The sequence below is a fragment of the Companilactobacillus formosensis genome (assembly GCF_005405305.1).
In the GTDB taxonomy this organism is placed as follows: Bacteria; Bacillota; Bacilli; order Lactobacillales; family Lactobacillaceae; genus Companilactobacillus; species Companilactobacillus formosensis.
This window is the reverse complement of sequence record NZ_BJDU01000001.1, coordinates 338869-363460: the sequence shown is the minus strand read 5'-3', so window position 1 is coordinate 363460 and position 24592 is coordinate 338869. Positions and strand designations below refer to the sequence as shown.

General features: G+C 36.0%; 20 protein-coding genes. 10 read left to right on the top strand and 10 right to left on the bottom strand.

Annotated features, from left to right (window positions below):
- Nucleotides 1–32 precede the first annotated feature (32 nt).
- Entirely contained in the window at nt 33–1358 is a 1326-nt protein-coding gene (locus FFM65_RS01780) for an aspartate kinase (RefSeq protein ID WP_119317359.1), read from the bottom strand.
- On the bottom strand, nt 1358–2530 hold the full coding sequence (locus tag FFM65_RS01775) for a homoserine dehydrogenase (protein WP_119317358.1): 1173 nt from the start codon (nt 2528–2530) through the stop codon (nt 1358–1360). The genes FFM65_RS01780 and FFM65_RS01775 overlap by 1 nt, the downstream gene beginning before the upstream one ends.
- Nucleotides 2531–2639: 109 nt before the next feature.
- Between FFM65_RS01775 and thrC the strand changes: the two genes are divergently transcribed.
- Together thrC and thrB are read left to right on the top strand one after the other, a co-directional pair.
- Nucleotides 2640–4130, top strand: a complete 1491-nt coding sequence (gene thrC / locus FFM65_RS01770) for a threonine synthase (RefSeq protein WP_119317357.1) — start codon at nt 2640–2642, stop codon at nt 4128–4130.
- Entirely contained in the window at nt 4117–4998 is an 882-nt protein-coding gene (thrB, locus tag FFM65_RS01765) for a homoserine kinase (RefSeq protein ID WP_119317356.1), read from the top strand. The genes thrC and thrB overlap by 14 nt, the downstream gene beginning before the upstream one ends.
- Here thrB and FFM65_RS01760 read toward each other — a convergent pair.
- Nucleotides 4995–5843, bottom strand: coding sequence for an AraC family transcriptional regulator (locus tag FFM65_RS01760; RefSeq protein ID WP_119317355.1), 849 nt, complete (start codon nt 5841–5843; stop codon nt 4995–4997). The genes thrB and FFM65_RS01760 overlap by 4 nt on opposite strands.
- Before the next feature lie 130 nt (nt 5844–5973).
- Here FFM65_RS01760 and FFM65_RS01755 point away from each other — a divergent pair, with 130 nt between their 5' ends.
- The 4 genes from FFM65_RS01755 (at nt 5974) to FFM65_RS01740 (ending at nt 9670) form a co-directional block, all read left to right on the top strand.
- Nucleotides 5974–6768: an alpha/beta hydrolase gene (locus FFM65_RS01755; RefSeq protein WP_119317354.1), complete on the top strand. Its 795-nt coding sequence runs from the start codon at nt 5974–5976 to the stop codon at nt 6766–6768.
- Between the two features lie 12 nt (nt 6769–6780).
- Nucleotides 6781–8202 (top strand): PTS transporter subunit EIIC, encoded by a 1422-nt coding sequence (locus FFM65_RS01750; protein WP_119317353.1) that lies wholly within the window; start codon nt 6781–6783, stop codon nt 8200–8202.
- 76 nt (nt 8203–8278) lie between these two features.
- A complete protein-coding gene (locus tag FFM65_RS01745) occupies nt 8279–9031 on the top strand; it encodes a DeoR/GlpR family DNA-binding transcription regulator (protein WP_119317352.1) in 753 nt (250 codons plus the stop codon).
- Nucleotides 9032–9043: 12 nt separating this feature from the next.
- Nucleotides 9044–9670, top strand: a complete 627-nt coding sequence (locus tag FFM65_RS01740) for an HAD family hydrolase (RefSeq protein WP_119317351.1) — start codon at nt 9044–9046, stop codon at nt 9668–9670.
- A gap of 27 nt (nt 9671–9697) precedes the next feature.
- Here the strand turns inward: FFM65_RS01740 and FFM65_RS01735 are convergent, their stop codons facing one another.
- The 6 genes from FFM65_RS01735 to rpsN all read right to left on the bottom strand — a co-directional run bounded on the left by FFM65_RS01735 (nt 9698) and on the right by rpsN (nt 16798).
- Nucleotides 9698–11083 (bottom strand): flavocytochrome c, encoded by a 1386-nt coding sequence (locus FFM65_RS01735; RefSeq protein ID WP_119317350.1) that lies wholly within the window; start codon nt 11081–11083, stop codon nt 9698–9700.
- Nucleotides 11073–12470 carry a class II fumarate hydratase gene (locus FFM65_RS01730; protein WP_119317349.1) on the bottom strand — a complete coding sequence of 466 codons (1398 nt, stop codon included), beginning with the start codon at nt 12468–12470 and terminating at the stop codon, nt 11073–11075. The genes FFM65_RS01735 and FFM65_RS01730 overlap by 11 nt, the downstream gene beginning before the upstream one ends.
- A 64-nt stretch (nt 12471–12534) precedes the next feature.
- The gene (locus FFM65_RS01725) at nt 12535–14667 is read right to left on the bottom strand and encodes a glycoside hydrolase family 65 protein (protein WP_119317348.1); all 2133 of its coding nucleotides are present in this window, start codon (nt 14665–14667) and stop codon (nt 12535–12537) included.
- Nucleotides 14668–14790: 123 nt separating this feature from the next.
- A complete protein-coding gene (locus FFM65_RS01720) occupies nt 14791–16320 on the bottom strand; it encodes a YfcC family protein (protein ID WP_119317347.1) in 1530 nt (509 codons plus the stop codon).
- 85 nt (nt 16321–16405) lie between these two features.
- On the bottom strand, nt 16406–16519 hold the full coding sequence (locus FFM65_RS12065) for a putative metal homeostasis protein (protein ID WP_162897874.1): 114 nt from the start codon (nt 16517–16519) through the stop codon (nt 16406–16408).
- Between the two features lie 9 nt (nt 16520–16528).
- Entirely contained in the window at nt 16529–16798 is a 270-nt protein-coding gene (gene rpsN, locus FFM65_RS01715) for a 30S ribosomal protein S14 (protein WP_010018588.1), read from the bottom strand.
- Between the two features lie 175 nt (nt 16799–16973).
- Between rpsN and FFM65_RS01710 the strand changes: the two genes are divergently transcribed.
- The 3 genes from FFM65_RS01710 (at nt 16974) to FFM65_RS01700 (ending at nt 21845) form a co-directional block, all read left to right on the top strand.
- A complete protein-coding gene (locus FFM65_RS01710; RefSeq protein ID WP_119317346.1) occupies nt 16974–17639 on the top strand; it encodes a MarR family winged helix-turn-helix transcriptional regulator in 666 nt (221 codons plus the stop codon).
- A gap of 19 nt (nt 17640–17658) precedes the next feature.
- On the top strand, nt 17659–19413 hold the full coding sequence (locus FFM65_RS01705; RefSeq protein ID WP_119317345.1) for an ABC transporter ATP-binding protein: 1755 nt from the start codon (nt 17659–17661) through the stop codon (nt 19411–19413).
- 218 nt (nt 19414–19631) lie between these two features.
- Nucleotides 19632–21845 carry an L-type lectin family protein gene (locus FFM65_RS01700; protein WP_119317344.1) on the top strand — a complete coding sequence of 738 codons (2214 nt, stop codon included), beginning with the start codon at nt 19632–19634 and terminating at the stop codon, nt 21843–21845.
- 52 nt (nt 21846–21897) lie between these two features.
- Here the strand turns inward: FFM65_RS01700 and FFM65_RS01695 are convergent, their stop codons facing one another.
- Complete coding sequence (locus FFM65_RS01695; protein ID WP_119317343.1) at nt 21898–22863, bottom strand: LacI family DNA-binding transcriptional regulator; 966 nt, start codon at nt 22861–22863, stop codon at nt 21898–21900.
- A 173-nt stretch (nt 22864–23036) separates the two neighbouring features.
- Here FFM65_RS01695 and FFM65_RS01690 point away from each other — a divergent pair, with 173 nt between their 5' ends.
- Nucleotides 23037–24587, top strand: a complete 1551-nt coding sequence (locus tag FFM65_RS01690; protein WP_119317342.1) for a DUF5060 domain-containing protein — start codon at nt 23037–23039, stop codon at nt 24585–24587.
- The last annotated feature ends 5 nt before the right edge of the window (nt 24588–24592 follow it).

The window sequence follows — 24592 nt, the reverse complement described above, 5'->3', positions numbered from 1 at the left end:
AAGCTCGCAAGGTATGACCTTGAGAGCTTTTTCTATGCGGAAATTTTTTGTGTGATTGAATTAATTGATTCATGATAAATTTTTTCAATTGTTTTCTCGTAATCTTCATTGTTAACACCAAAAACCACTTTAATATCGCTACCATCTTGGAAGACAAACTTCACTTTAATTAGACTTTCATCTAAGTAATTAAGAATTCTTCCCGCAATGGCTGGACGACTACTTAATTTCAATGAAACAGCCGCCACTAAAGCAATGTTTTCCCGGACGTTAACTGCATCAACACCACAATTAGCCTTCAATTCTTGAATGATCAATTTTAACTTATTGCCAATATCTCCACGTTGGCACAAGAAACTAAAACCATCGTTTCCTGAAGGAGTCGAATCAATTGAAATATGTTGTTTCTGAAAAACAGCTAATACTTTTTGCAAAACTTCCAAATGTTTACTCAAACGATATTTTTTAATAGTAATAACTATATAATCTTTTTTACCAGCAATCCCAGTAACAATATTGTTATTCAAATGCTTCTCTTTAGCGACGACTAAAGTTCCACCAGCGCTGGGACAATTAGTATTGAGAATCTCTGTTGGAATATTTTTTTGACGTACTGGACGCACAGCTTCCTCTTGGAAAACACCGACACCCATATATGATAATTCTTGTAGTTCTTCATAAGTTAAAACATCGATTTTCTTTGAGTGATCAACGATTCGAGGATCGGCCATTAGGATTCCTGACACATCAGTCCAGTTCTCATACAATTGAGCATCGGCTAAATTAGCCAAAATAGCCCCAGTAATATCACTACCACCTCTAGGCATTAGATGAATTGAACCATCTTTGTTGCTGCCATAAAAACCAGGAACTAAAATATTTTGATGTTTTTGTAAAATCATTAATAGTTTTTGACGAGATAATTCGTAATTTAAATTGTCACCATCAAAAATCAAAATATCTTTAGCATCGACGAAATAATAACCTAAAAATTCAGCCATCATCTTACCTGTCAAAAATTCACCACGAGAAATCAAATAATCATGGGAACAACTATTTAAATGTTTAGCAATTTCCTTTAAGTTTGCTTCAATATCAAGTTTTAAATCCAAATCATCTCTAATTTTTAAAATCCGTGAACTAATCTTTGAGAATAATTCAGAAAAATCGTCACCATTTTTAATAGCTCGTTCCATGTCTATCAAAAGATCAGTAACCTTGATTTTTTCACTAGCACTCTTACCTGCAGCACTGACAACGACTATTTGTCTTTCAGGATCTGCTTGAATAATTTGTTTAACTTTTTTAAATTGCCCAGCATCGGCTACTGAACTTCCACCAAATTTTGCGACTTTCATTAGGCAACCTCCTGATCTGGAAGGCTGACCATAAAGGCTGTTTTATCCTTTTGTAAAACTAATTTCATTAACTTGTGCATCATCCCAACAGGAATTTGATGAACGGCTAAATATGAGCCTTCTTTTGAAACTTGATAGTTTTTAAATAGATCACTGACATCAACCTTTGTTCGCAAGAGATAATCACCTTTAGTTAAATCTGGACAATATTCCATGCGTTTATCAAAATCGCGTTTCAAATGATTTTTTCTTTCTTTAACGTCCAAAATATCTTGCACGATTGCATTAGCGGTTGGCAACATTCCAGCTCCTTGACCAAAGAAGTCTAGTTTACCAATTGTTTCTCCATTTAAAGAAATCAAATTGTAATTGTCTGGAGTATTAGCTTCCAATGTTTGATCTAGAAAGAGTGCTGGTTCAACTACATAATCGAATTTGTTGTCTTTTTGATGTGAACGACCAATCAACTTAATTGCTAGGCCACGTTTTTGAAAATACTTCACATCTTCACAAGTGATGTTTCTAATTCCAAAAATAGGTAGTTTTTGGTGATTTTTAATATCAATGTCGTAGGCAATGTCAGCACTGATGCACAACTTATTAGCAATGTCGTATCCATCAATATCAGCGCTCGGATCAGCTTCAGCATAGCCAAGTTTTTGGGCTTCTTTTAGTACTTCAATAAATGATTGACCTTTTTTGCTCATCTGATCCAATATAAAGTTACTTGTACCATTGAAGATACCAGAAATTGAATTAACGTTATCGATACGTAAAGCTTTTTCCAAACCTTGAATCCAAGGAATACCGCCACCTACAGAAGCTTCAAAGTAAAATTTTACTTGATTTCTTTCAGCTGCTTCTGTGAATTCTTTCAAGTAAATAGCTACAACAGCCTTATTAGCTGTAATAACATTCTTACCATGATTTAAGGCTGCCAAGATATATTCATGAGCTGGTTCGATGCCACCCATTACTTCTACGACAACATCAACGTCCTTATCATTCAAAATTTCTGACATATTATCTGTCATCTCAGACATTGTCCGAATTTTATTTTTCCTAATCAAAATGTGACTTACAGAGAGGTTTTGGGTTTGCATATTGGCCTTCTTAACTATTTCATATACGCCTTTTCCTACTGTACCAAATCCTAAGATTGCAATTTTCATAGGTTTAACCTCCTGTTTTCTTTTATTTGTGTCTATCGACAATAAACACTTGTTTTTAATTTATGAACAGTCTACTATATAGATATTCGAAAAGCAAGGAGTTATGATTATGAATAAAAATTATACAAGTACACGAGACAACCAGGTGCAATTACCTGCCAAAGCAGCAATCAAGAAGGGATTCTCTGATGATGGTGGACTCTTCGTTTATCCAGAATTGGCAAAATTAAAAATAAATTTAGGACAATTGGTACATAAAAATTATCAAGCAATCGCTAAAATTGTTTTGATGAAATTATTGCCAGATTTTTCAGAAATACAAATTGAAGAATGTATCCAAAATGCCTATAATCATAGCTTTGACACCTCACTTATAACTCCTATCAAAAAAGTTAACGATTTTAATGTTTTAGAATTATTTCACGGACCAACAAGTGCTTTCAAAGATATTGGTCTACAAATGTTGCCACAATTAATGAAACAAGTTTTAACACCAGATCAAAGAGTTATGATTTTAACAGCCACAAGTGGCGATACTGGTAAGGCCGCTCTTGAAGGCTTTAAGAATCTTGAAAAAATGGGTATCACGGTCTTCTATCCATACAATGGTGTCAGCAAGATCCAACAACTACAAATGCAGACAACTACTGGTAGTAACACAGAAATCACTGCCATTAAAGGAAATTTCGACGATGCTCAAAGTAATGTCAAAAAAATTTTCAACGACCAAAGCTTCAAACAAAAACTAGGCGAAAATATCAGTCTTTCAAGTGCTAATTCCATCAACATTGGCCGTCTGATTCCGCAAGTTGTTTACTACTTTGCTTCATATATACAACTAATAGAAAAAGGTCAAATTAAATTAGGTGATCAAGTTAATTTCACCGTTCCAACTGGTAACTTCGGTGACGTCTTAGCTGGCTATTATGCTAAACAAATGGGATTGCCTGTTAAAAAATTTATCGTCGCCAGTAATGAAAATAACGTTTTAACAAAATTTTTCCAAACTGGTATTTATGACCGCAATCGTCCATTCCTAAAGACTTTTGCTCCTAGTATGGATATCCAAATTTCTAGTAATTTTGAAAGATTGCTTTACTACAAGAGTGGCGAAGATACAAAATACGTTAAACAATTAATGGATCAATTGGAAAGCTCTGGTAAGTATCAAGTTAAACCCGAAGTTCTCGCCGAGATTCAAAAGGATTTCTATTGCGGATACAGTACTGATGAAGAAATCAAACAAGCAATTGAAAAAGTTTATGAAAAAGACAACTATTTAATGGATCCTCACACTGCAGTCGGCTACAAAGTTATGCGTGACTACCAAAAGCAAGATTCTGAGACACCAATGATTTTACTCAGTACTGCTAGTCCTTATAAGTTCACTCATGTGGTGGCAGAAGCAATTCTCAAGCAAAAAATTGACAATGACTTCGACGCTATGCAAGCTATCCATGAAAAAACTAATTTACCAATCCCTAAAAATCTCGCTGAAGTTTGGAATTTGCCAGTTTTGCATGATGATGTTATTGATAAAGATAAAATGGAAGACTATATTCAGCAGAAAGTCGAGGCCGATTTTTATGATAAGAATTAAAGTCCCCGCTACGAGTGCCAATCTGGGTGTTGGTTTCGACTGCATGGGTTTAGCCGTTTCACTCTATTCGATTATTGACTTTGAACAAAGCTCTCAGAAATTGATCATAAATGGCTGCGATGAACAGTTTCAAAATGAACAGAATTTGATCTATCAGGCTTTTGTTCACGGTTGCCAATTTCTCAATCATCCAGTTCCTAACGTAAAAATTACTATCGATAATCACGTTCCCGTTTCTCGTGGGTTAGGCAGTTCAGCTGTTTGCATCGTTGGTGGTTTGATGGGAGCTAACTTGTGGTTCGACTCTCCATTAGATAAAGAAGAAATTTTGACTCTAGCAACTGAAATGGAAGGACATCCCGACAATGTTGCTCCTGCCATCTTAGGCAACTTGAATGTCTCTTTTACCGATAGCCAAGAAAATATTCAAAATGTTGCTTTTAAAGTTTCCTCGGATTTATTCTTTGTAGCCTTAGTTCCTGATTACCAACTTAGTACCAAAAAAGCTCGTCAGGTCCTCCCCAAATCGATGGATTATCAAACTGTCAGTTACCAAGTTGGACATGCCGTAGCTCTTTCCAAAGCTTTAGAAAATGGTGACTTGCAATTGATCCGTCAAGCTATTATCGATAAAATGCATGAACCTTTCCGTAGTAAATTGATTCCCGACTATTCAATGGTTAAAGCTATTTGTCAAAAAGATGGTGGTGTTCTTTACATCAGTGGTAGTGGTTCAACTTTGATGGCAATTACCTCTAATCTCAATGATGCTCAAAAAATTATTGAGGAAACAAAAAAAAGCTTCCCAAATTGGGAAACTCATTTATTATCTGTCGACACTAAAGGTGCTAGCAGTGACTTGATTTAGGTGATACTTTGTAATTTCTTACGATATTCCAAAGGCGTTTGACGATACCTAGCTTTGAAAGCAGCATAAAAACTTTTTTCATCAGGAAAACCAGTTTTTAAAGCTACCTGACTCAACTTGTCATCACTCGTCTCAATCATTTCTGCCGCCTTTTGAACCCGCAATAAGGTCAAATACTTCTTAGGTGAGATACCTAAATAGCGCTTAAATAATTTCGAAAAATAAGCATAGCTATAATTATAATTTTTAGCCATATCTGATAATTGAATCTCATTTTGATATTGCTGATGAAAATCTTCAATCACTTGAGCAATTATCTGTGGTATTTGATGTTGCAATTCCTGATCAACTGTAAAATTCTTTACTAAAACACTGATTAGTTCTACCGACATTGACAATTGGTGCAGATGATTATCCTCGCTAGTATCTAAACATTGATAATCCTTGATATTATTTATTAAACCTACTAACTCCCTGAAGGCAGCCAATTGGCTGTCTTTTTTTGGTTGTTTAATTAAAGAAAAACTTTTATTGCGAACAGTTTTTGGTAAACAATGTCGTAGCCAACCATAATTGATCAACAAAGTAACTATTCGCTGACTATTAGTTATCTTCGTATCAAAACCATGAATCAAGCGAGAGTTAATAACATAAACATCCCCTTGCTCTAATTGATATGTCTGATCCTCAATAAACATAGTTCCCGGGTTTCCTTTAGCAACATACGTAATTTCAATTGCTTCATGCCAATGTGGAACGACATATTTTTTTCCAATCGGCCGATGATAAATACATTTGACGGGATTAACATAATCAAATTCCAGTATTTCCATTGGTGTAGTCATACTCTTCACTCCTAGACAAAAAATGGTAGTTATTTGAGCAAATATAAACTGATTAATTAAATTGTAATCGTATACAATAAGCCTTGTCAATGAGATTCGTTTAAATAACTAAAATATGAAGGAGCAAAAAATGGCACATTTAAAAATCAATTACTTTTCTAATGCTTTGCTTAAAGATTGTCAAATGGACGTCCTCTTACCACAAGTTACTAACGATACAACTTGGGACCAAAATATTTTAAATGATCTTCCGGTAATTTATTTACTCCATGGCATGAGCGATGACAACACTTCTTGGCTACGTAAAACTCGTCTTGAACGTTTACTCAAAAACACTGCTGTTGCGATCGTTATGCCCAACGCCGATTTAAGTTGGTATGCCAATACTAATTACGGTTTGAACTACTACAACGACATTGCTGAAGAACTACCCAAAGTCGTCCATGAATTTTTCCCACAGATTTCTACTGATCGAGAAAAGAATTTCATTATGGGAGCTTCGATGGGTGGCTATGGAGCTTATAAAATAGCCCTTTCCACTAATCAATTTAGTTATGCCGCTGCTTTATCCGGAGCTTTCTATCCTTGTAGCAATGAAATTCTCGAAAGCTTTCGTCCTCAAAATTATTGGAATGGTATTTTCAATCAAAAAGAGTTTGACGATTCCCAAAATGATCTCGTACATTTAGCCAAACAAAAACTTGCTTGTAATGAAACTATCCCTAAATTATTTGATTGGTGTGGTAAACAAGATTTTCTCTATCAAGACAATCAAAAATTCATTGACGAATTATCACAAATCGGTATTCAAGTTGAAGCTGATTTTACCAATGGTAAACATGATTGGTATTACTGGGACAAATTCTTAGAAGATATTTTAAGCTGGTTGCCAATCAATTACTTACCTGAAGAAAGACTATGTTAAAGGAGAAAAATTATGGATTACACAGCTGATGCAAAACAAATTATCAAGCACGTCGGCGGCGATGAAAACATCAACACTTTAATTCACTGCATGACAAGACTACGTTTTACTTTAAAAGATGAATCAAAAGCTGATACTGAGGCTCTAGAAAACATGGACGTTACCATCAAAGTTATGAAGGCTCAAGGTCAATATCAAGTTGTTATTGGCAATAAGGTGACTGATGTCTTCAACTCAATCTTGGATGTTTTGCCTCGTCTTAATACTGAAAAAACAATTCCTAAAGAGGCCGTTGTAGAACAAGTAGAAAATCAAAGTCTTGGTACAAAAATCAAACACGGCTATGATGAATTTATCGGTGTATTAACTGCTTCTATGATGCCAATTATCGGTGTTTTAGCTGGTTCTGGTATCACTAAAGGTATCCTAGCTGGTTTAGTCAGTGCCGGAGTTTTAAGTGATAAAGCCGGTATTTACTTATTGATCAATACGATGGCTGACACAATTTTCTATTTCTTACCAGTTATTTTAGGATTCACTGCTGCTAAAAAACTTGGTTCTGATCCTATCGCTATGGCTGTTATCGGTGCCTTTTTGATTCATCCCAATATTATTGGCATTGCTGGCAACAAGGTTCCAGAAATCGGATTGTTCGGTGACTTCGCCGTTAAAATCATGAATTACTCTGGATCCGTCTTCCCTATTATCGTAGCTGCCTGGTTAGGTAAATATGTTGAAAAATACCTCAAAAAAGCTATTCCTGAAATGATTCAAGGTATCTTCGTTCCTATTATTGAAATTATTATTTTATCTTTTGTTCTATTATTAGCCGTTGCTCCAATCATCACTGTCTTAAGTAAAGGCCTAGCTGACGGTATCTCTGGTCTATTAGCTTTCAATGGTATCATCGGTGGTGCTATCTACGGCGCTTTCTATCCAATCCTAGTAGTCTTTGGTCTACATTGGCCTTTGATTCCTATCGTTATCAATGATTTAGCTGTTAACGGTCAAAGTGTTATCTGTGCTTTAACTTCCATTACTGCTATGGGTATTGCTGGTGCAGTTTTTGCAGTCGCCATCAAAACTAAGAAAAAGAAATTCGAAGCTCTTGGATATTCAGCCGGAGTTTCTGCACTTTGTGGAATTTCTGAACCATCACTTTACGGAATCCTTTTGAAGTATAAAAAAGTTTTCTATATGACAATGATTGGTAATGCTATCGGTGGTGCTGTCGCCGGAGGAATGAACTTAGTAATTTATGGTTTTACTGGCAGTTTGATTGGTTTTCCTTCATTCATCAACCCTAAAGGTGGAATCGATTCTAATTTCACAGCCTACATTGTTTCTCATTTGATTGCCTTCGGTGCCGCTTTTGTCCTTACTTACCTCTTTGGTTACAATGACAAAATGCAATCAAGTGATCAAGAAGCTTAATATTGTGTTTTAAGTCAAAATAAGTTACTATAAGATAAATACTTATAGTAACTTATTTTTTTTAGGCGGTAAACATATGCAAAAAGAACGACTAGAACTAATCATGAAAACTCTCCAAGAAAAACAATCCCTATCTCTCAAAGAAATCATCGATTTAACTAATACTTCCAGAGACACTGCTCGTCGTGATATCGTCAAATTAACTGATAATGACTTAGTAGAGCGAAATTATGGTGGTATTAGCTTACCCAACACTTTTAAAAAGCTCGATAACTATTTAAAGCGTAATGATCAACACGTTACTGACAAACAAAAATTAGCTAAAAAGGCTGCTGTCTTTGCCAATCAAGCTAATCAAATTTATTTAGACGTTTCTACAACGATCAGCTTTTTATCGAGATACATCACTAAAAAAGATTTATTTGCTGTAACTAATTCCCTAGATATTGCTGATCAATTAATCCGTTTTGCCCCCTGCAAGTCACGAATCTTAGGTGGTAATTTGGACCCCGAGAAGCGCTGCGTCGTTGGAACCAAACCTTGTCTTGATATGGAAAACTATTCATTCGACTATGCTTTTCTCAGTTGTGTGGGAATCGATGGACAAGGAGTTTATTATGCCTATGAAGATGACCTTGATTACAAAGCAAAAATCCGTAAACAATCTAAAAAAGTTGTCCTCTTATTGGATCGTAGCAAGGTAAACGTTCAACACAACTTCAAGGCTCTTAAGCTAAACCAAATTGATTATATTATTACGAATGGCGAATTACCTCAAAAACTCGAGAACAAATTAATCAAATCTAAAACGCAAATGATTTATATTTAGGAGGCTTTTATTATGAAGAGTACAATTTTATTCGATGTTGATGGCACTTTGATTGATACTGAAAAAACGATTATCAAATCTTTTCAAAAGACACTGTCTGACACTTATGGTATTTCGCCTACGGCTGAAGAACTCTTCTACATTCTAGGAATACCTGGCACTAAAGCTGTCGAAAGATACGTACATTCAGAAGCTGAGAGCCAAAAATTATTAGATGACTGGAATGAAAATGACCACGCTATGTTCCACTATGCCACAGTTTTTGATGGTATCGAACAAGCCCTAGAACAATTACGCCAACAAAATATTAAACTAGGTATCGTTACTTCAAGAACTGATGCTGAAATGCAAGTCGTTAAAGATAATTTCGATATCGATAAATATTTTGACGTCTTCATCACCGCTTCCAAAACTAAATTACACAAACCTAATCCTGAACCTATCCTAAAAGCTATGGAGACCTTAAACTTAGCACCTCGAGAGACAATGTACGTTGGTGATTCAATCTATGATTTCCAATGTGCTCAAAACGCGGGGATTGAATTTGGCTTAGCCAGTTGGGGTGCTAAAGAAAACCCTGAATTTGCAAAAGTTGATTATCACCTAAAAACACCTTTTGATCTCATTGAATTAGTCTAAAAAAGCTGACCGTTTTGGTCAGCTTTTTTAGTGGAGATATTTATAAACTTGTTGTCCAGCTTGTCTACCAAAGACAACTGTTTCAGCGATTGAATTACCACCGATTCGATTATTACCATGTAAGCCACCAGCAATTTCACCGGCCGCAAACAATCCATTGATAACTTTATTATCCGTATTCAATACTTGAGTCTTATCATTAATCTTCAAGCCACCCATTGTATAGTGAACGGCTGGTGCGATATGAATGGCATAAAATGGTCCATCTGAAATATCACGTTCCATACCCGTACTACGATTGAATTCTGTGTCTTGTTGAGATTTAACCGCTTGATTCCATTTAGATACTGTTCCTTCTAGGTTATCCACATCCACTTTAATTTCTGTAGCTAGTTCTGACAAAGTTTGTCCTGTTTTTACTAAGCCAACGTGGTCATAAAACTCGATAGCTTTGACTCGCTTACGAATATCAGTATCAAAAATCAAGTAAGCACCAGTTCCACCTAAATCATCGATAGCTTGAGTAACATTCTTTCTAGTATCCAATTCATTGACGAAACGAGTTCCATCATTATTGACCAAAATGGCACCTTCACCACGAACAGCTTCACCAATCAAATAAGCGTGCGGTGTATCTTGTTGAACGGTTGGATGAACTTGAACTTGTTCCATGTCGACTAATTGAGCACCTAATTTTTGAGCTAATTTAATACCATCCCCAGTGGCGCCCGGTTGATTAGTCGTTCTGAGATTAAGCAAATCAGAGCGGTATTGTGCTAAGAGATCTTTCCCAGCTCCAAAACCACCAGTTGCTAAAATCACCGCCGAAGTTTTAATTTCAATTTCACGATCTGATTCAGCTTTGATTCCAGTGACTTGTCCATTGTCAGATAAAATATCAGTCACTTTAACATTATCAAATAAAGGAATTTGGTATTTTTCAACGTATTTCAACAATTCAGTAATCAAATAGCCACCGATTGGCATCAAACTACTAGGACGATGCGTTCTCATAGTTTTCATTCCACCCGTGATGGTTAAATCATCGAGTTTTAATCCGTGTTGATCCAACCAGTCAATCGCTAGAGCTCCATGTTCAGTGAAAAACTTCAAAAGTTCAGGATTATTTTGTTTACCACCACCGATAAAAGTTTCATCATAAAACTCTTGAAAGCTATCAACGATATGGTGATTCAATTGGACAAAAGTCTCGGCAGCATTCATTCCTGAAGAAGCACGATTAGTATTCCCACCTATTTTGTCCATTTTTTCTAAAATAACTGGTGAAAGTCCTAATTCATAAGCCTGAATAGCACTCGTCAAACCAGCTCCACCAGAACCGACAATCACGACATCGTAACTATCCTTTAATTCCTCAATCATATTTGGTTTAAAAACAAACTTATTCGCCATCTTTTTTCTCCTCAATATTTGTCATCTCAATTGGCACGACCCATTGATCAAATTGTTCTGCGGTAACTAATTTAGATTTAATAGCAGCCTCTCGTAAAGTCGTTCCTTCCCTTTGAGCCAGTTGGGCAATCTCAGCACTGTGGTGATAACCAATGTGTGGCGACAAAGCCGTAACTGTCATCAGTGATTGGTCGACTAGTTCTTGCATCCGCGTTTCATTGACTGTTAAACCAGCAATCATTTTATCCGCAAAACCAGTCATCGTTCCCGTCAACAATTCAGCTGATTCTAAGAAAGTACTGATTAAAACTGGCTTATAAACGTTCATTTCAAAGTTACCTTGACTGGCAGCCAAATCGATTGTGACATCATTACCCATAACTTTGACTGCCGCCATCGTAATAGCTTCTGCTTGAGTCGGGTTAACTTTTCCTGGCATGATTGAAGAACCAGGCTCATTAGCAGGAATATTCAATTCTCCATAGCCAGAGCGTGGACCACTAGCTAAAAATCTGACGTCGTTAGCAATCTTCAATAAATCACTTGCCAAAGTTTTGATTGCTCCATGAACGACATTTAAACCTGAATGTGCTGCTAAGCCAAAGAACTTGTTCGTATCGGCAGTAAATTCAAAATCATAAACAACACTCATTTGTTCAGCAATTTTTTCAGCAAAACCGGAGGCAGCATTCAAGCCAGTTCCCACAGCTGTTCCACCGATTGCTAATTCGCCGAGAGTTTTTTTGAGCGTTTGTAAATAATCTAAGTCATGTTGCAACATTGAAACCCAACCACTGACTTCTTGTCCAAAGGTTAATGGTGTGGCATCTTGCAAATGTGTCCGACCAATTTTGACTACGTGCCAGTATTTAGTTTGCTTTGTTTGCAACTCTTCTATCAAATGTTTTAGAGAATCTATTAATTTTTCTACTGCCATAGCTGCTGTAATATTCATTGCTGTAGGAAAAATATCATTGGAGCTTTGTCCGTGATTGACATCATCATTCGGTAAAATTTCTAATTGTGGATTGATGTTTTGAGCAACATGACTGACAACCTCATTCACGTTCATATTCGTCTGCGTACCGGAACCTGTTTGATAAACCACCAATGGGAAATCTTTACGTAAACTGACATCATCAAGCTTTAACAATTGATCGATTGACTTTACAATCAGATCAGCTTTATCTTCGGCAATTGCACCAACTTCTTTATTGGCAATAGCTGCCGCTTTTTTTATCTGCAATAAAGCCTTAATGATTTCCAGTGGCATCTTACTTCCTGTGGAAAAGTTATTGCGACTACGTTGCGTTTGTGCTCCCCAGAGTGCATCTTTGGGAATCTTGACAGCTCCTAAAGTATCTTCTTCAATTCGATAATCTGACATATTTTTCCTCCAAGCAAAATTGTTACTCTAATTATAACGAAAAGCTACATTCAAACCAAAGCCCTTAGACAATCATTTGACTAGTTCCATCAATAAATATTTTTATTGGTTGACCAGCTAACAATTCAACTTCTATCTTGTTTGGAGAATATGTCATTTTCAATAAGCGTCCTTTAAATTTCAAGCGAATAGACAATTCATTCCATACTTTCGGTAAATTATTATGAAGAAATAGAGTTCCATTTTTAACCTCTATCCCACAAAAGCCAAAGACAACTGTCAACCAACTTCCACCAAGATTAGCCACATGTAAACCGTCAGCAGAATTCCCTTGTAAATCAGTCAAATCAGTTCTGACCGTATCAATGAAGTAATCATAAGCTTTTTGCTTGATACCAATTCGAGCGGCCATTGCACTAAAAATGGATCTAGAAAGTGAAGAATCATGTGTCGTTATTTTTTCATAGTAGTCATATTCACGTTTTAACTGTGCTTGAGAAATATCATTGAATAAAAAATCAGCCAAAATCGTGTCAGCTTGTTTGTTAACTTGATAACGATAAATAGTTAACGGATGATAGTGCAAAAGCAGTGGATAATTCTCTTTAGGTGTTTTTTCAAATGGCCAAACTGGCTTCTTGAATGAACTGTCATCTTGTTGATTGATTCCTAGTTTCTTATTATATGGTAAATAAATTGCTTGAGCTGTCTGTTTTAAGTCCGTAGTTTCTTTGGAAGTTACTCCCAAGTTTTGAGCTTTTTGAGGGAATTTCTCAATCAATTTCACTGCAAAATTCATATTAAATTTAGCCATTCGATTAGTGTAATAATTATTATCCACAATAGCTGTGTATTCATCTGGACCTGTTACATCATAAAAACAAAACTTCTTTTGACCACCCATCTCTGTATAACTACCAAAATTACGCCAAAACCTAGCTGTTTCTAAAACGATTTTTAAACCATAATCTTCAATGAATTGCCAATCATCCGTTGCCGATAAATATCGATAAACGCCAAAAGCAACATCAGCATCAATGTGATATTGCGCCGTTCCAGCTGGATAATAAGCACTAGCTTCCTGGCCATTGATTGTCCGCCAAGCAAATAACACTCCCCGGTTAACGCCTAAGGTTTCAGCTCTTTTCTTGGCTTCTGGCAAAATGCTATAACGATACTTAATCAAATTACGAGCAATCTGTGGATTAGTAAAATCAAAAAATGGTGCCATATACATTTCCGTATCCCAAAAGTAATGTCCTTCATAGCCAGTCCCAGACAGACCTTTAGCTGCAATATTAGTTTTTCCATCACGGCCACTGGATGACATCAATTGAAAAATATTGTAATGCAAAGCCTGATTCAATTCGTCACTTCCAGAAATAATCACTTCACTGTTGTGCCAAAATTTATCCCAGAAATCTTGACTATCTGCCAAAACATCTTGAAATGTCGGTATTTTATCCGAATTCAATGTTTGATTGATTTCACTAACGATACCAATGAATTCAAATGTAAGTGGCTCTTTTAAGACAACATTTTGCTCCTGTGGAACTTTAGAATACAGACCTAACTCAAGGTGAAGATGGCTGAATTTAGTTGCGATTTTTAATATTTCACAGCTGTTATTAACAGTCTCTCTTTGGTAATCCAACGTTTGAACAGCTCGAGATTTTCTAGGATCATCATTTTCTTTGATATTCTTGATTGGTTGCAAATGTTTTTTAATAAACAATTTACCTTGATAATCCAAACTTTGAATCTCATATTTCAAACCAATGAATGAATCATTATTCTGGCTTAAAATACTTTTGACAATTAATTTAATTTTTTGTTGTTTAGAATTGGTCAAAATATAATTGCTAGTCAACATCCCCGTTTGCATATCCAATGATTTTGTATCCAGCTTTGCAAAAAATTTATCTTCATTCTCATCAAAAATTTCTAATGCATAGAAATCTGGTAAGTTGACAATGGTTTGATTGTTTTTAGCATAACCAAAAGCGGATTCCCCATAATGAATTGGAGAAATTTCATAAAAACCATTAACGACAGTGCCACTGGTCGATGACTCCTGCAAAGGATTACTACCACGAACACCAAAATGTCCATTGGCTAGAGAAAAAATCGTTTCCAAATAACTAGGAACTTGTGACTGTAATTCATGATTAGAAAGAATTTTTGCATTATTATTCATTTTTTTATCTCCTAATACTTTTATTTAAGTATTGATGATTTAAAAATGAATGACATTTTATAATACTTAAAAATGACAAATTGTACAAAAAAATCGTTGATGATAAATTCACCAACGATTTTTTTATAGTAAAACACCGACACTTAAGAATACTAAAATCAAAACAACTATCATAATCAGCAATTTTGTAACGAATTTGATCCACTTATCGAAACCAACTTTAACCATTGACAACGATACTAGAATCAATCCCGTTGGCGCAATCAAACCAATCAAACCTTGTCCCCAGTTATAAGCATTGATGATCAAAGCACGATCGATTCCTACAACATCGGCTAAAGGAGCCATGATTGGCATTGAAAGTACCGCCAAACCTGAAGATGATTGGATGAAGAATCCTAAGACGATATAAACGAAGAACAAGACACAGATGAATAACACACTGTTCATGCCACTGATCTTGTTGCTGAAGTAATTCATAATTGTATCGCTAACATAACTGTTTTCCATAACGATACCAACAGATCTTGCTAAACCAACTGTCAGAGCAACTCCTAATAAGTCTCCAGCTCCAGAAACGAAACTATCGACAAACTTGGACTCTTTGAGACCGGCCGTAAAAATCAACAAGTAAGTCACAGCTAAAAAGACTACCGCAATTTCAGTAAAGTACCAACCTAATTGTTGAACACCGTAAATCATCACGACGAAGCCTAAAGCAAAAATAATCAATGACAATTTCTGACGAGCTGTGAAGTCACTCTTTTCGGATAAATCTAAATCACCTAAGAAACGGTCTTTATCTTCTTGAGCTTGATCAGCAACTAATGACTTCGATGGATCTTTTCTAACTTTTTCAGCGTATCTAATTGTATAAACGATTGAGATTCCAATTGCACAAACCCACATCAAGGCTCTCATTGGAAGACCATCAGTGAAGTTGATTCCGGCAGCGTTAGAAGCAATAACAGTTGAGAACGGATTAATAGTCGAACTCATCGAACCAATTGCCGTACCTAAATAAACTGCCGCTACTGCCGTTAGGGTATCGTACCCCGCCAGTAAGAAAATTGGAATCAAAATAGGATAAAAGGCAATCGTTTCTTCAGCCATACCAAAGGTCGTTCCACCTAGACCAATCAAGGAAGTAACGATTACAATCAACCACTTTTGTTTTCCTTTTAGTTTTTCAGAAAGTCGCATCATCCCTGAATCCATTGCTCCAGTGGCATTGACGACTCCGATAACCCCACCAAGGATCAAAACGAAGACAATGATATCAACACTGTCAACGATACCTTGCACTTGTGAGGTTAAAAATTGATTAATAGTTCCAAAGACTCCACGCTTAGGTTTCTTAATTTGGTGGTAAGTATTTGGAATTGCTGCTGGACGATAGATCGTACCATCCTTGAATTTAGAAACATTGATTTTAATTTTGTACTTATCCAATGTTTTCTGTGTTGCCGGCTTCTTGATTGTCTTCCCTGAAGCCTCAGTAATAACAAACTTGTTCAAACCCGAATTATATTCCAACGTGCTGTATTTTCCCGAAGGAATAAAGAAAGTCAGAGCTTGAACCAAAATTAGAACAATAACGATAACAGTATACGCAGACGGAAAACTATGTTTTTTCTTCTTCGTACCAGCCATGATTTGTCCCCTCTTTCCCCATATTATTAATTACACACAAGTTAATTATATCAGAGAAAGAAAACGTTTTCATTCAGATTGTTAATTACTTCACAGGTTTCTTTTTACTATCTTTAATAGCTCGTAAAGCTCTCTTTCTAGTCCTCAAATTGGGACTTTTTAAATTGCGATAAGCTGTTGCTACATTCATTTTTTCCATAATTTCCCCTTACCAACTAGCCTTTTTCACACCGGGAATTTGACCGGCGTGAGCTAGCTTTCTAAAGTTCAAACGGGACATCCCAAATTTACGCATATAAGCGTGTGGACGACCGTCAATTGCATCACGATTCTTTAAACGAACCGGACTAGAATTACGAGGCAGTTTGGATAAACCAATGTAATCACCCTTGGCCTTTAATTCTTGTCGTACTGCTGCATATCTTTCAATTAGTTCTTGTTGCTTTTGATTTTTAATGATTTTTGATTTTTTAGCCATTTAATTCTCCCTAAATAGTAATTTTTACTATTAAGATAATACTCCTTTATCACTCAGAGTCAATAATTTTAATTTCTGAAAGAAAATAGTTGACATTTGTTTCGGTACCGAACTATACTAGTTTCCGTAATAAAGTTCGGTACCGAAACAAATTAATAGAAATGAGGATTTTAATATGAGTAACTTAACAGATGATTTAATGAAACAACTACGCTTTATCAGTGAGGCTGCCAATTTTTACATGAGTCAAAAGAAGCAAAAACTTACAGGACAACAACGAGTCCTAGCTGTTTTGAAATTAGGCGATGGTCTCACTCAAAATTATTTACGTGAAATTTTGGATTTGAGTCCAAGCTCAATCGCTGAATTGATGAAGAAAATGGAAAACAATGGCGACATCATTCGTAAAGAAGATGAACACGACAAACGCAGTAAACTGATTTACTTAACTGATGCCGGTCGCCAAAAAGCCGAAGATAACGCCTCTCTCAAAAATGAGAATTACAGTGAAGCCTTTTTGGCTGGCTTAAACGATGAAGAAAAAGTCAATTTCAGTGATTATCTCAAAAAGATTTCCGAGGGTTGGGACGATGATTTCAAACAAAATTCTGAAAAATTCATCGATCCAACTGATCGTTACCAGGCCATGCTCAATATGCGTGAACAAATGATGGATATGCGTGACAAAATGACCCCCGAGGATATCGAACACATGCGTCATGAAATGCGTGAACATATGCGTCACTCACCTTTCAATCATTGCATGCCACGAGATCACCATGAACACCACGGTCGCCGTCCAGATTTTCGTCAAGATTTCTGGAACGGTTTTAAATACTAATTAAAACGAGGAAATGTTTATGCGCAATCCTGCAATCAGACAAGATTTACCTAAAAGCTCTAAATTCAATTTCAAAAATTTTCTTCAACTAATTAACAGCGTCAATCCGAAAAAATCATTATTTATAATAGGACTGCTCTTAAGTTTAGTTACTAGTGGTGCAAGCTTGATTGTGCCACAATTGACCAAAGGATTAGTTGATACTTCCGGACTGTCAAAAATTGACGGTAAAATGTTGGCGGTCTTAATTCTAGCCTTCATAATCCAATTAGGCTTTGGCACAATCGGCGGCTACATTCTACGTTTTGTTGGCGAAAGTTCTGTTAAAACATTGCGTGAGAAACTTTGGGCGCATCTACTCAAATTGCCAGTTGATTATTTTGATGATCACAAGTCTGGTGAAAGTAGTTCTCGTTTAGTTAACGATACTAGCGTTATCAAAGATTTGATTACCTCTCAATTTCCTAACTTCATCACCGGTGCTATTCAATTAGTCGGTTCAATGATCATTCTCTTTTTCATGGATTGGAAAATGGCAGCGTTAATGTTCAGTATCGTTCCAATTATTGTCTTGATTCTCTTGCCAATTGGTCGAATCATGTCACGACTAGGGCGAAAATTGCAAGCTGCTACAGCTGACTTCAATGCCGATGCTAGCGAAAAATTATCCGAAGTAAGATTGATCAAATCCAGCAATGGCGAACAATTTGAAAAACAAACTGGTGGCAATCTAATCAATAAAATTTTTAAAGTTGGTATCAAAGACGCCAAAGTTGAAGCTGTCCTCCAACCCATTATGACGACTGTAATGTTAGGAATTTTTGTCGGTATTTTAGGATACGGAGCTGTCAGAATTCAACAAGGAACTTTGACTAGTGGTTCATTAGTAGCCTTCCTATTATATTTATTCAACATCATTACCCCAGTTGCTAGTTTTGCAACATTCTTCTCACAAGTTCAAAAGGCCATGGGTTCCACAGAAAGAATCCAAGAAATACTAAATACTGAACCCGAAAACACTCAAGGTAAAGTTTTAGATGCCGAAGGGCAAACAATTAATGCTCAGCATCTGGACTTCAGTTATGACCCCAAGCATCCCATTTTGCAAGATGTCTCTTTTGAAGCTAAACCTAATACGGTGATTGCCTTTGCCGGACCATCTGGTGGTGGTAAATCGACTATCTTTTCACTACTAGAAAGATTTTACCAACCTGACGGTGGCGAGATATTCATTGGTAAAGATAACATCAAGCAAATTGATTTAAATAATTGGCGATCACAAATTGGTTACGTTTCTCAAGACAGCGCCGTCTTTGCTGGTAGTATTCGTGACAACTTACAATACGGTTTGGATGAAAAACTATCTGATGAACAATTGTGGCATGGATTAGAATTAGCCTACGCCAAAGAATTCGTATCTAATTTTCCTGAACAATTGGATACACAAATTGGTGAACGAGGTGTAAAACTATCCGGCGGTCAAAAACAACGAATTGCTATTGCTCGTGCTTTCTTGCGCAATCCTAAGATTCTAATGTTAGATGAAGCCACAGCCAGTCTTGATTCAGAATCCGAGGAAAAAGTTCAGCGTGCTTTGGATCAATTGATGGTCGGTCGCACTACTTTAGTTATCGCACATCGACTTTCAACAATCGTTGATGCAGATCAAATTTACTTCATTGAACATGGCCAAATAACTGGACACGGAACTCACCAACAGCTCATGCAAGGTCATAAATTGTATGCTCAATATGTTAATGAGCAAATGGTCTAATAGTTCTAAATAAAAAACGATTGGGATAAAATCCAATCGTTTTTTTATTTTTAAAATATAAGCATTTATATGGAATTATTAACTTGTTTATACTAATATGAGATTAGAAATCTGTTTAATCAGATAAGAACAATTGTGGTTATATCCTTATTGGGGGGATTATTATCAAAAAATTAGTTTATTTACTCTCATTAATAATGCTTAATTTTGGGGCTTTTTTGGCGTTTAATATAAATAATGTACAAGCAATTTCTGAATATTCTGGATTATCAGAAAATGCTTCTTTATATAAACTTTTGAGTGACGATGATCACGTTCCTAATGGACTATCGGATGTCAGTCAATGGTTTGATATTGCCAATTTAAACAACGGTACTAATAAAGCTAAATTGTTGCCACCAAATTCCGGTAGCAATTTCACTAGTCGTAACGTTATTGAAGTTACCGAAAAAGGTAACACAGGTAGTTTTGGCGCTGTCTGGTCTAATCTCAATGCCTCTGATAAGGCTAATCAAAATTATATCGACATTAACAAAAAGCAAACTGTCTCAATGTGGTTGCTCTTTGGTGGTGGTCGTAGCAACGGTAATTACGGTGATGGGATGGCTTTTGTTTTACAAGGACAAGGAGCTGATGCTTTCAACCATCAACTAATTACCAATACTCCTGTCGGTGGTGAAACTATGGGGGTTTGGGGTGTACCTCTTAGAACGACAGTTGCAGAATTAGCTAGCTCAGCCATCCAAAAGAGTTGGGCTCTTGAATTTGATACTAAATTTAATGGTGATAATAGTATCGATAGTTACTACGATGTACCCTTAAATTCATTTCCTGATCCAACACAAATCAATCATATTGCTTATAGTTATCCTGGTGATTCAAGTTCTTATACCTTTGATTCAGAAAATGATTATCCCGAACTGATTCACTATGATCCCACTTTCAAAGTCAATGGACAAAGAAACATTTTAACTGATCAACAATGGCACCACTTAACTGTCACTTGGACACCGGAATCAATGACTGATACTGGTAAACCTATGATTACTTACAAATTCAATGATGAAACTCTAGACGGTGCCCCTAGAGAAGCCGACATTGAAAAAAACGTCAATATTGATTTATCGAAGATGCATTTGGATGGATTAACAAAGTTGTACTGGGGCTTTACTGGTTCAACTGGTACAGACACTGAAACCAACCTAGTTGTCTTTGAATCAGTCCCATCAATCGTTGAAGCTGACACTACTAGCAAATTGTTCGATATCACTCAAGCTGACGGTAATGGCAACCCTCGTGAAGTCGGTGATTCTGGCAAAGTCAACAATGGCGATAAATTGTCGCTTGAATACGATCTAAAATATCTCAGTGGCTCGCAAGATTGGAAGTCAATCGCTGCGGATATCGATTTACCTACTAATATTACTTACAGTGGTGGTCAAATCACTTATACTGATGGCACGACACAGAGTCTTTCAGTTAATGGGGATTCAACGAATGTAACGACAACTTTGAGTAAAGATATTTCTTCTACTAATAAGTTAGCCAAAATAACTTTCACTGGAACTGCCAAAGCTGACGACAATACTGTTTCAACTCCAGTAGCTAGTCAACACGCCAGTTTTATTGGAACTAATTTACAGAAAAACGTTATGTCTCCAGCATTTACTATCGTTCAGCCAAAAACATTAACTTTGACTGCTAACAGCGAAGACAATCAAAAAATTCAAATTTCCGGTCAAACTAACTTAGGCGGTATTGTAGCTTACAAGCCAACTGATACACTCGATGATTCCAAGATAACTATTCACCGAATCATCAATGGTTCTGAAACACCGGATGCAAGCGATGCACCACTTTTAGGAACTTTGAATTCTGATAGTTCAGCCGATACGTTCAGTTATAACGTTTTGGCAAAAGACTTAACTGAAGGTAAAAATACCGTCTCTTTCTATGCTGAAGATGAGAATTTTAATAAATCAAATACCATCAGTTATACAGTCAATGTTGTAGGTGATTTGATTGTTAATGCAGCTCAAACAAGTCACTTCCAAACTGTTCAAGAATATCCAACTAATCGAATGATCCATCGTAGTAAAGACTGGTCTTTGACTGTTAACGACCAACGTTCAAAAAACTCTTCTTGGACCTTGCAAGCTCAAGCAACATCCCTTTCTAATGGTTCGCAAACTTGGGATAATGGTGGAATAATCTTTGTTGACAAAGACGGTAATATTTATCCACTTACTAATAAAGTCGCAAACATTGCTAACGGCACTAAATCTCAAGATGCTGAACAGCAATTCGACATCGATGACAGTTGGGGCCACGATAATGGTATCTTATTGCAACAAAGTGGCATCGAACCTACTGGTACTTATACTTCTACCATTACTTGGACTGCTGTAGATGGAATTGAAAATATTGGTTAAAGTACAAAAAATCCTCGTTAGAAATAATGTGAAATTTTCTAACGAGGATTTTTTATACTGTTGTATCTCTTTTAACGTAAGCTACTGGCGTAACTATTTGTTTTTTATTTAATGTATTATCAATCGCTGATAGTAACAATTCAGCCGTAGCTCGCCCAATTTTTTCTGGTTCCTGAGATATAGATGAAATGCCCGGAGTAGTAAGATTGCTAATATAACTATTATCATAACCAACTATCTGAAATTTTTCTGGTACTTTTAAACCTATCTTATTAGCTTTTTCAACAATACTAGCGGCATGGAGATCATTAGCAGCTATAACGCCATCAAAGTTATTAAATTGCTTTAAAAATTTATCAGCATTCTTCTGGGCTGCTTCATATGTAAAATCATCCACTTCAAATAAACGATATTGAATATTTTTTTTATTCAAATATTGAGTTGCTCCATCTAATCTTTCTTTTAAATTCAAGAATGATAGTGAACCATGTTCAATAATAATATTTTTTGCCCCACCATCTACAAGTGCTTTGGCTGCCAAATAGCCACCATATTTATTGTCACTATTTACTCTAATTTTATCATCTGTAATTAGACCACTATCAAATAAAACTAATGGAACCTCAATATCAATTGGATTCTCAAAATTGGTAGAAATTATTCCACTAATATTATTTTGTATAAAATTCGTAATTGCTTGGTTATATTTATCTCTGTCTGCATGGTTATTAACAGACAAAATCATTTGATAATCGTTTTGTGATAAAACATCCTCGATACCGGAAATGATTTGGTTATAAAACGGATTTCCAAGATCAGGAAGTATGACACCTATTAAATTTGAGGTTTTATTGTATAAAGATCTTGCCACTTGGTTAGGCACATAATTCAAATCACTAATAATTTTTTCAACACGTTTTCGCGTGTCATCACCGACGCGTCCTGTATGATTAATAACTCTTGAAACAGTTGCGACTGAAACATTTGCCACTTTAGCTATATCTCTAACGGTTACCATAAAACTTCATCCCTTTAAATTAATAGTTCCATTATACTATATCAAAATTTGAGTAACCGGTTACATTAATTTTAAAAAACCTATTGACACCCAAATGAAAACGTTTTATTATAAATTTCGTTAGCAAATGAGTAACCGGTTACTCAAAGAAAAAATATATTTGGAGTGATTTTATGAAACAAGTTGAACAATGGAGACAATTTGAATTGACTCTCAACGGACCCCAAGATGGTAATCCTTTTATCGATGTAAACTTATCCGCTACCTTTTCTCATCAACAAATAAAATTTACCGTTAATGGATTTTATGATGGCAATGGCATCTACAAAATTCGATACATGCCAGAAATCATTGGCGAATGGACTGTAATTACTAATTCAAACGTACCCGAATTAAATGGACAAACAGATATTTTCAACTGTATACCCGCAAAAGAAAACAATCACGGACCAGTCAGAGTATCAGGTAAAACTCATTTTGCTTATGCCGATGGGACCTCATTTATGCCTGTTGGTACGACAGCCTACGCTTGGATTTTTCAAAGTCCTGAATTACAAAAGCAAACTTTAAAAACCCTCTCGGAAAATCAATTTAACAAAATCAGAATGACTGTTTTTCCAAAATATTACAATTACAACACTAAAGAACCTGCTCTTTACCCATATGTTGGTCAGCCTAAAAAAGTGACAGGAATTTTTGATGATGATTCTTGGCAAGTTAAACCAGAAGATATCGGCTTCGACTTTTCCAAATTCAATCCAAAATACTTCCAACACGTCGAAAATTCAATTGCCAAACTAGACAATATTGGTGTTGAAGCAGATCTTATCCTATTCCATCCTTATGATTCCTGGGGATTTGCACGAATGGGAGAAAAGTTTGACAAACTTTACCTTAAATACGTTATTGCTCGTTTTGCTAGTTATAAAAATGTCTGGTGGGCTCTAGCTAATGAGTATGATTTGATGGATCAACTGGGACAAAAGAAATATGCCGAATGGGACGTCATTGGTCAAACTGTTCAACAATTAGACCCTAGCCAACATCTAATTTCCATTCACAACTTCTATGATCCACCCGTTCATAAAGATACTACAGCTAATTGGTACGACAATTCTAAGCCTTGGATAACTCATTTGAGCATCCAAAGCGATAATGTTTTCTTCATACCCAAATGGCGTAAAGAATTTCAAAAACCAGTTGTCGTAGATGAATGTCGTTATGAAGGCAATATCGAATTCGGTTGGGGAGACAACACGGCTGAAGGCATGATGGATAATTATTGGAGAATTGTTGTTCGTGGTGGATTTGCCACTCACGGTGAAACTTATATCGATCGTCCAAATACAGATCGTCCCATTTGGTGGGCACACGGTGGTATCTTACGCGGTCAAAGTCAACTACGTATCAATTTCTTAACTGAAATTCTCAAAAAAGAAAAAATTAGTTACTTCAATCCTTTAGCAACGACTGGACCTCATTGGGAACTAGTCGCTGGAGAATCGGCCGACAAACAAAAAGTATTAGTTTATTTAGGAGAAAATCAACCTCAATTTGATATCTTTGATTTCCTACCAAAAGACAAAAAATATTCAGCAACCTTGATAGATGCTTGGAATATGACAACTAAGCCAATGGATACTGATATTGATGCAGAACATTATTTTGAATTACCACGTAAAAAATATCTAGCACTATTATTAGTTGCTAAAAAAGGAGTTTGATACTC

Excerpts from the sequence above, each read along its gene's own strand:
- FFM65_RS01740 (WP_119317351.1), top strand. The coding sequence starts at position 9,044 with ATGAAGAGTACAATTTTATTCGATGTTGATGGCACTTTGATTGATACT.
- FFM65_RS01705 (WP_119317345.1), top strand. The coding sequence starts at position 17,659 with ATGCGCAATCCTGCAATCAGACAAGATTTACCTAAAAGCTCTAAATTC.
- FFM65_RS01725 (WP_119317348.1), bottom strand. The coding sequence starts at position 14,667 with ATGAATAATAATGCAAAAATTCTTTCTAATCATGAATTACAGTCACAA.
- FFM65_RS01720 (WP_119317347.1), bottom strand. The coding sequence starts at position 16,320 with ATGGCTGGTACGAAGAAGAAAAAACATAGTTTTCCGTCTGCGTATACT.
- FFM65_RS01695 (WP_119317343.1), bottom strand. The coding sequence starts at position 22,863 with ATGGTAACCGTTAGAGATATAGCTAAAGTGGCAAATGTTTCAGTCGCA.
- FFM65_RS01755 (WP_119317354.1), top strand. The coding sequence starts at position 5,974 with ATGGCACATTTAAAAATCAATTACTTTTCTAATGCTTTGCTTAAAGAT.
- FFM65_RS01745 (WP_119317352.1), top strand. The coding sequence starts at position 8,279 with ATGCAAAAAGAACGACTAGAACTAATCATGAAAACTCTCCAAGAAAAA.
- thrB (WP_119317356.1), top strand. The coding sequence starts at position 4,117 with ATGATAAGAATTAAAGTCCCCGCTACGAGTGCCAATCTGGGTGTTGGT.
- FFM65_RS01735 (WP_119317350.1), bottom strand. The coding sequence starts at position 11,083 with ATGGCGAATAAGTTTGTTTTTAAACCAAATATGATTGAGGAATTAAAG.
- FFM65_RS01780 (WP_119317359.1), bottom strand. The coding sequence starts at position 1,358 with ATGAAAGTCGCAAAATTTGGTGGAAGTTCAGTAGCCGATGCTGGGCAA.
- FFM65_RS01775 (WP_119317358.1), bottom strand. The coding sequence starts at position 2,530 with ATGAAAATTGCAATCTTAGGATTTGGTACAGTAGGAAAAGGCGTATAT.
- FFM65_RS12065 (WP_162897874.1), bottom strand. The coding sequence starts at position 16,519 with ATGGAAAAAATGAATGTAGCAACAGCTTATCGCAATTTAAAAAGTCCC.
- FFM65_RS01750 (WP_119317353.1), top strand. The coding sequence starts at position 6,781 with ATGGATTACACAGCTGATGCAAAACAAATTATCAAGCACGTCGGCGGC.
- FFM65_RS01760 (WP_119317355.1), bottom strand. The coding sequence starts at position 5,843 with ATGACTACACCAATGGAAATACTGGAATTTGATTATGTTAATCCCGTC.
- FFM65_RS01730 (WP_119317349.1), bottom strand. The coding sequence starts at position 12,470 with ATGTCAGATTATCGAATTGAAGAAGATACTTTAGGAGCTGTCAAGATT.
- rpsN (WP_010018588.1), bottom strand. The coding sequence starts at position 16,798 with ATGGCTAAAAAATCAAAAATCATTAAAAATCAAAAGCAACAAGAACTA.
- FFM65_RS01690 (WP_119317342.1), top strand. The coding sequence starts at position 23,037 with ATGAAACAAGTTGAACAATGGAGACAATTTGAATTGACTCTCAACGGA.
- thrC (WP_119317357.1), top strand. The coding sequence starts at position 2,640 with ATGAATAAAAATTATACAAGTACACGAGACAACCAGGTGCAATTACCT.
- FFM65_RS01710 (WP_119317346.1), top strand. The coding sequence starts at position 16,974 with ATGAGTAACTTAACAGATGATTTAATGAAACAACTACGCTTTATCAGT.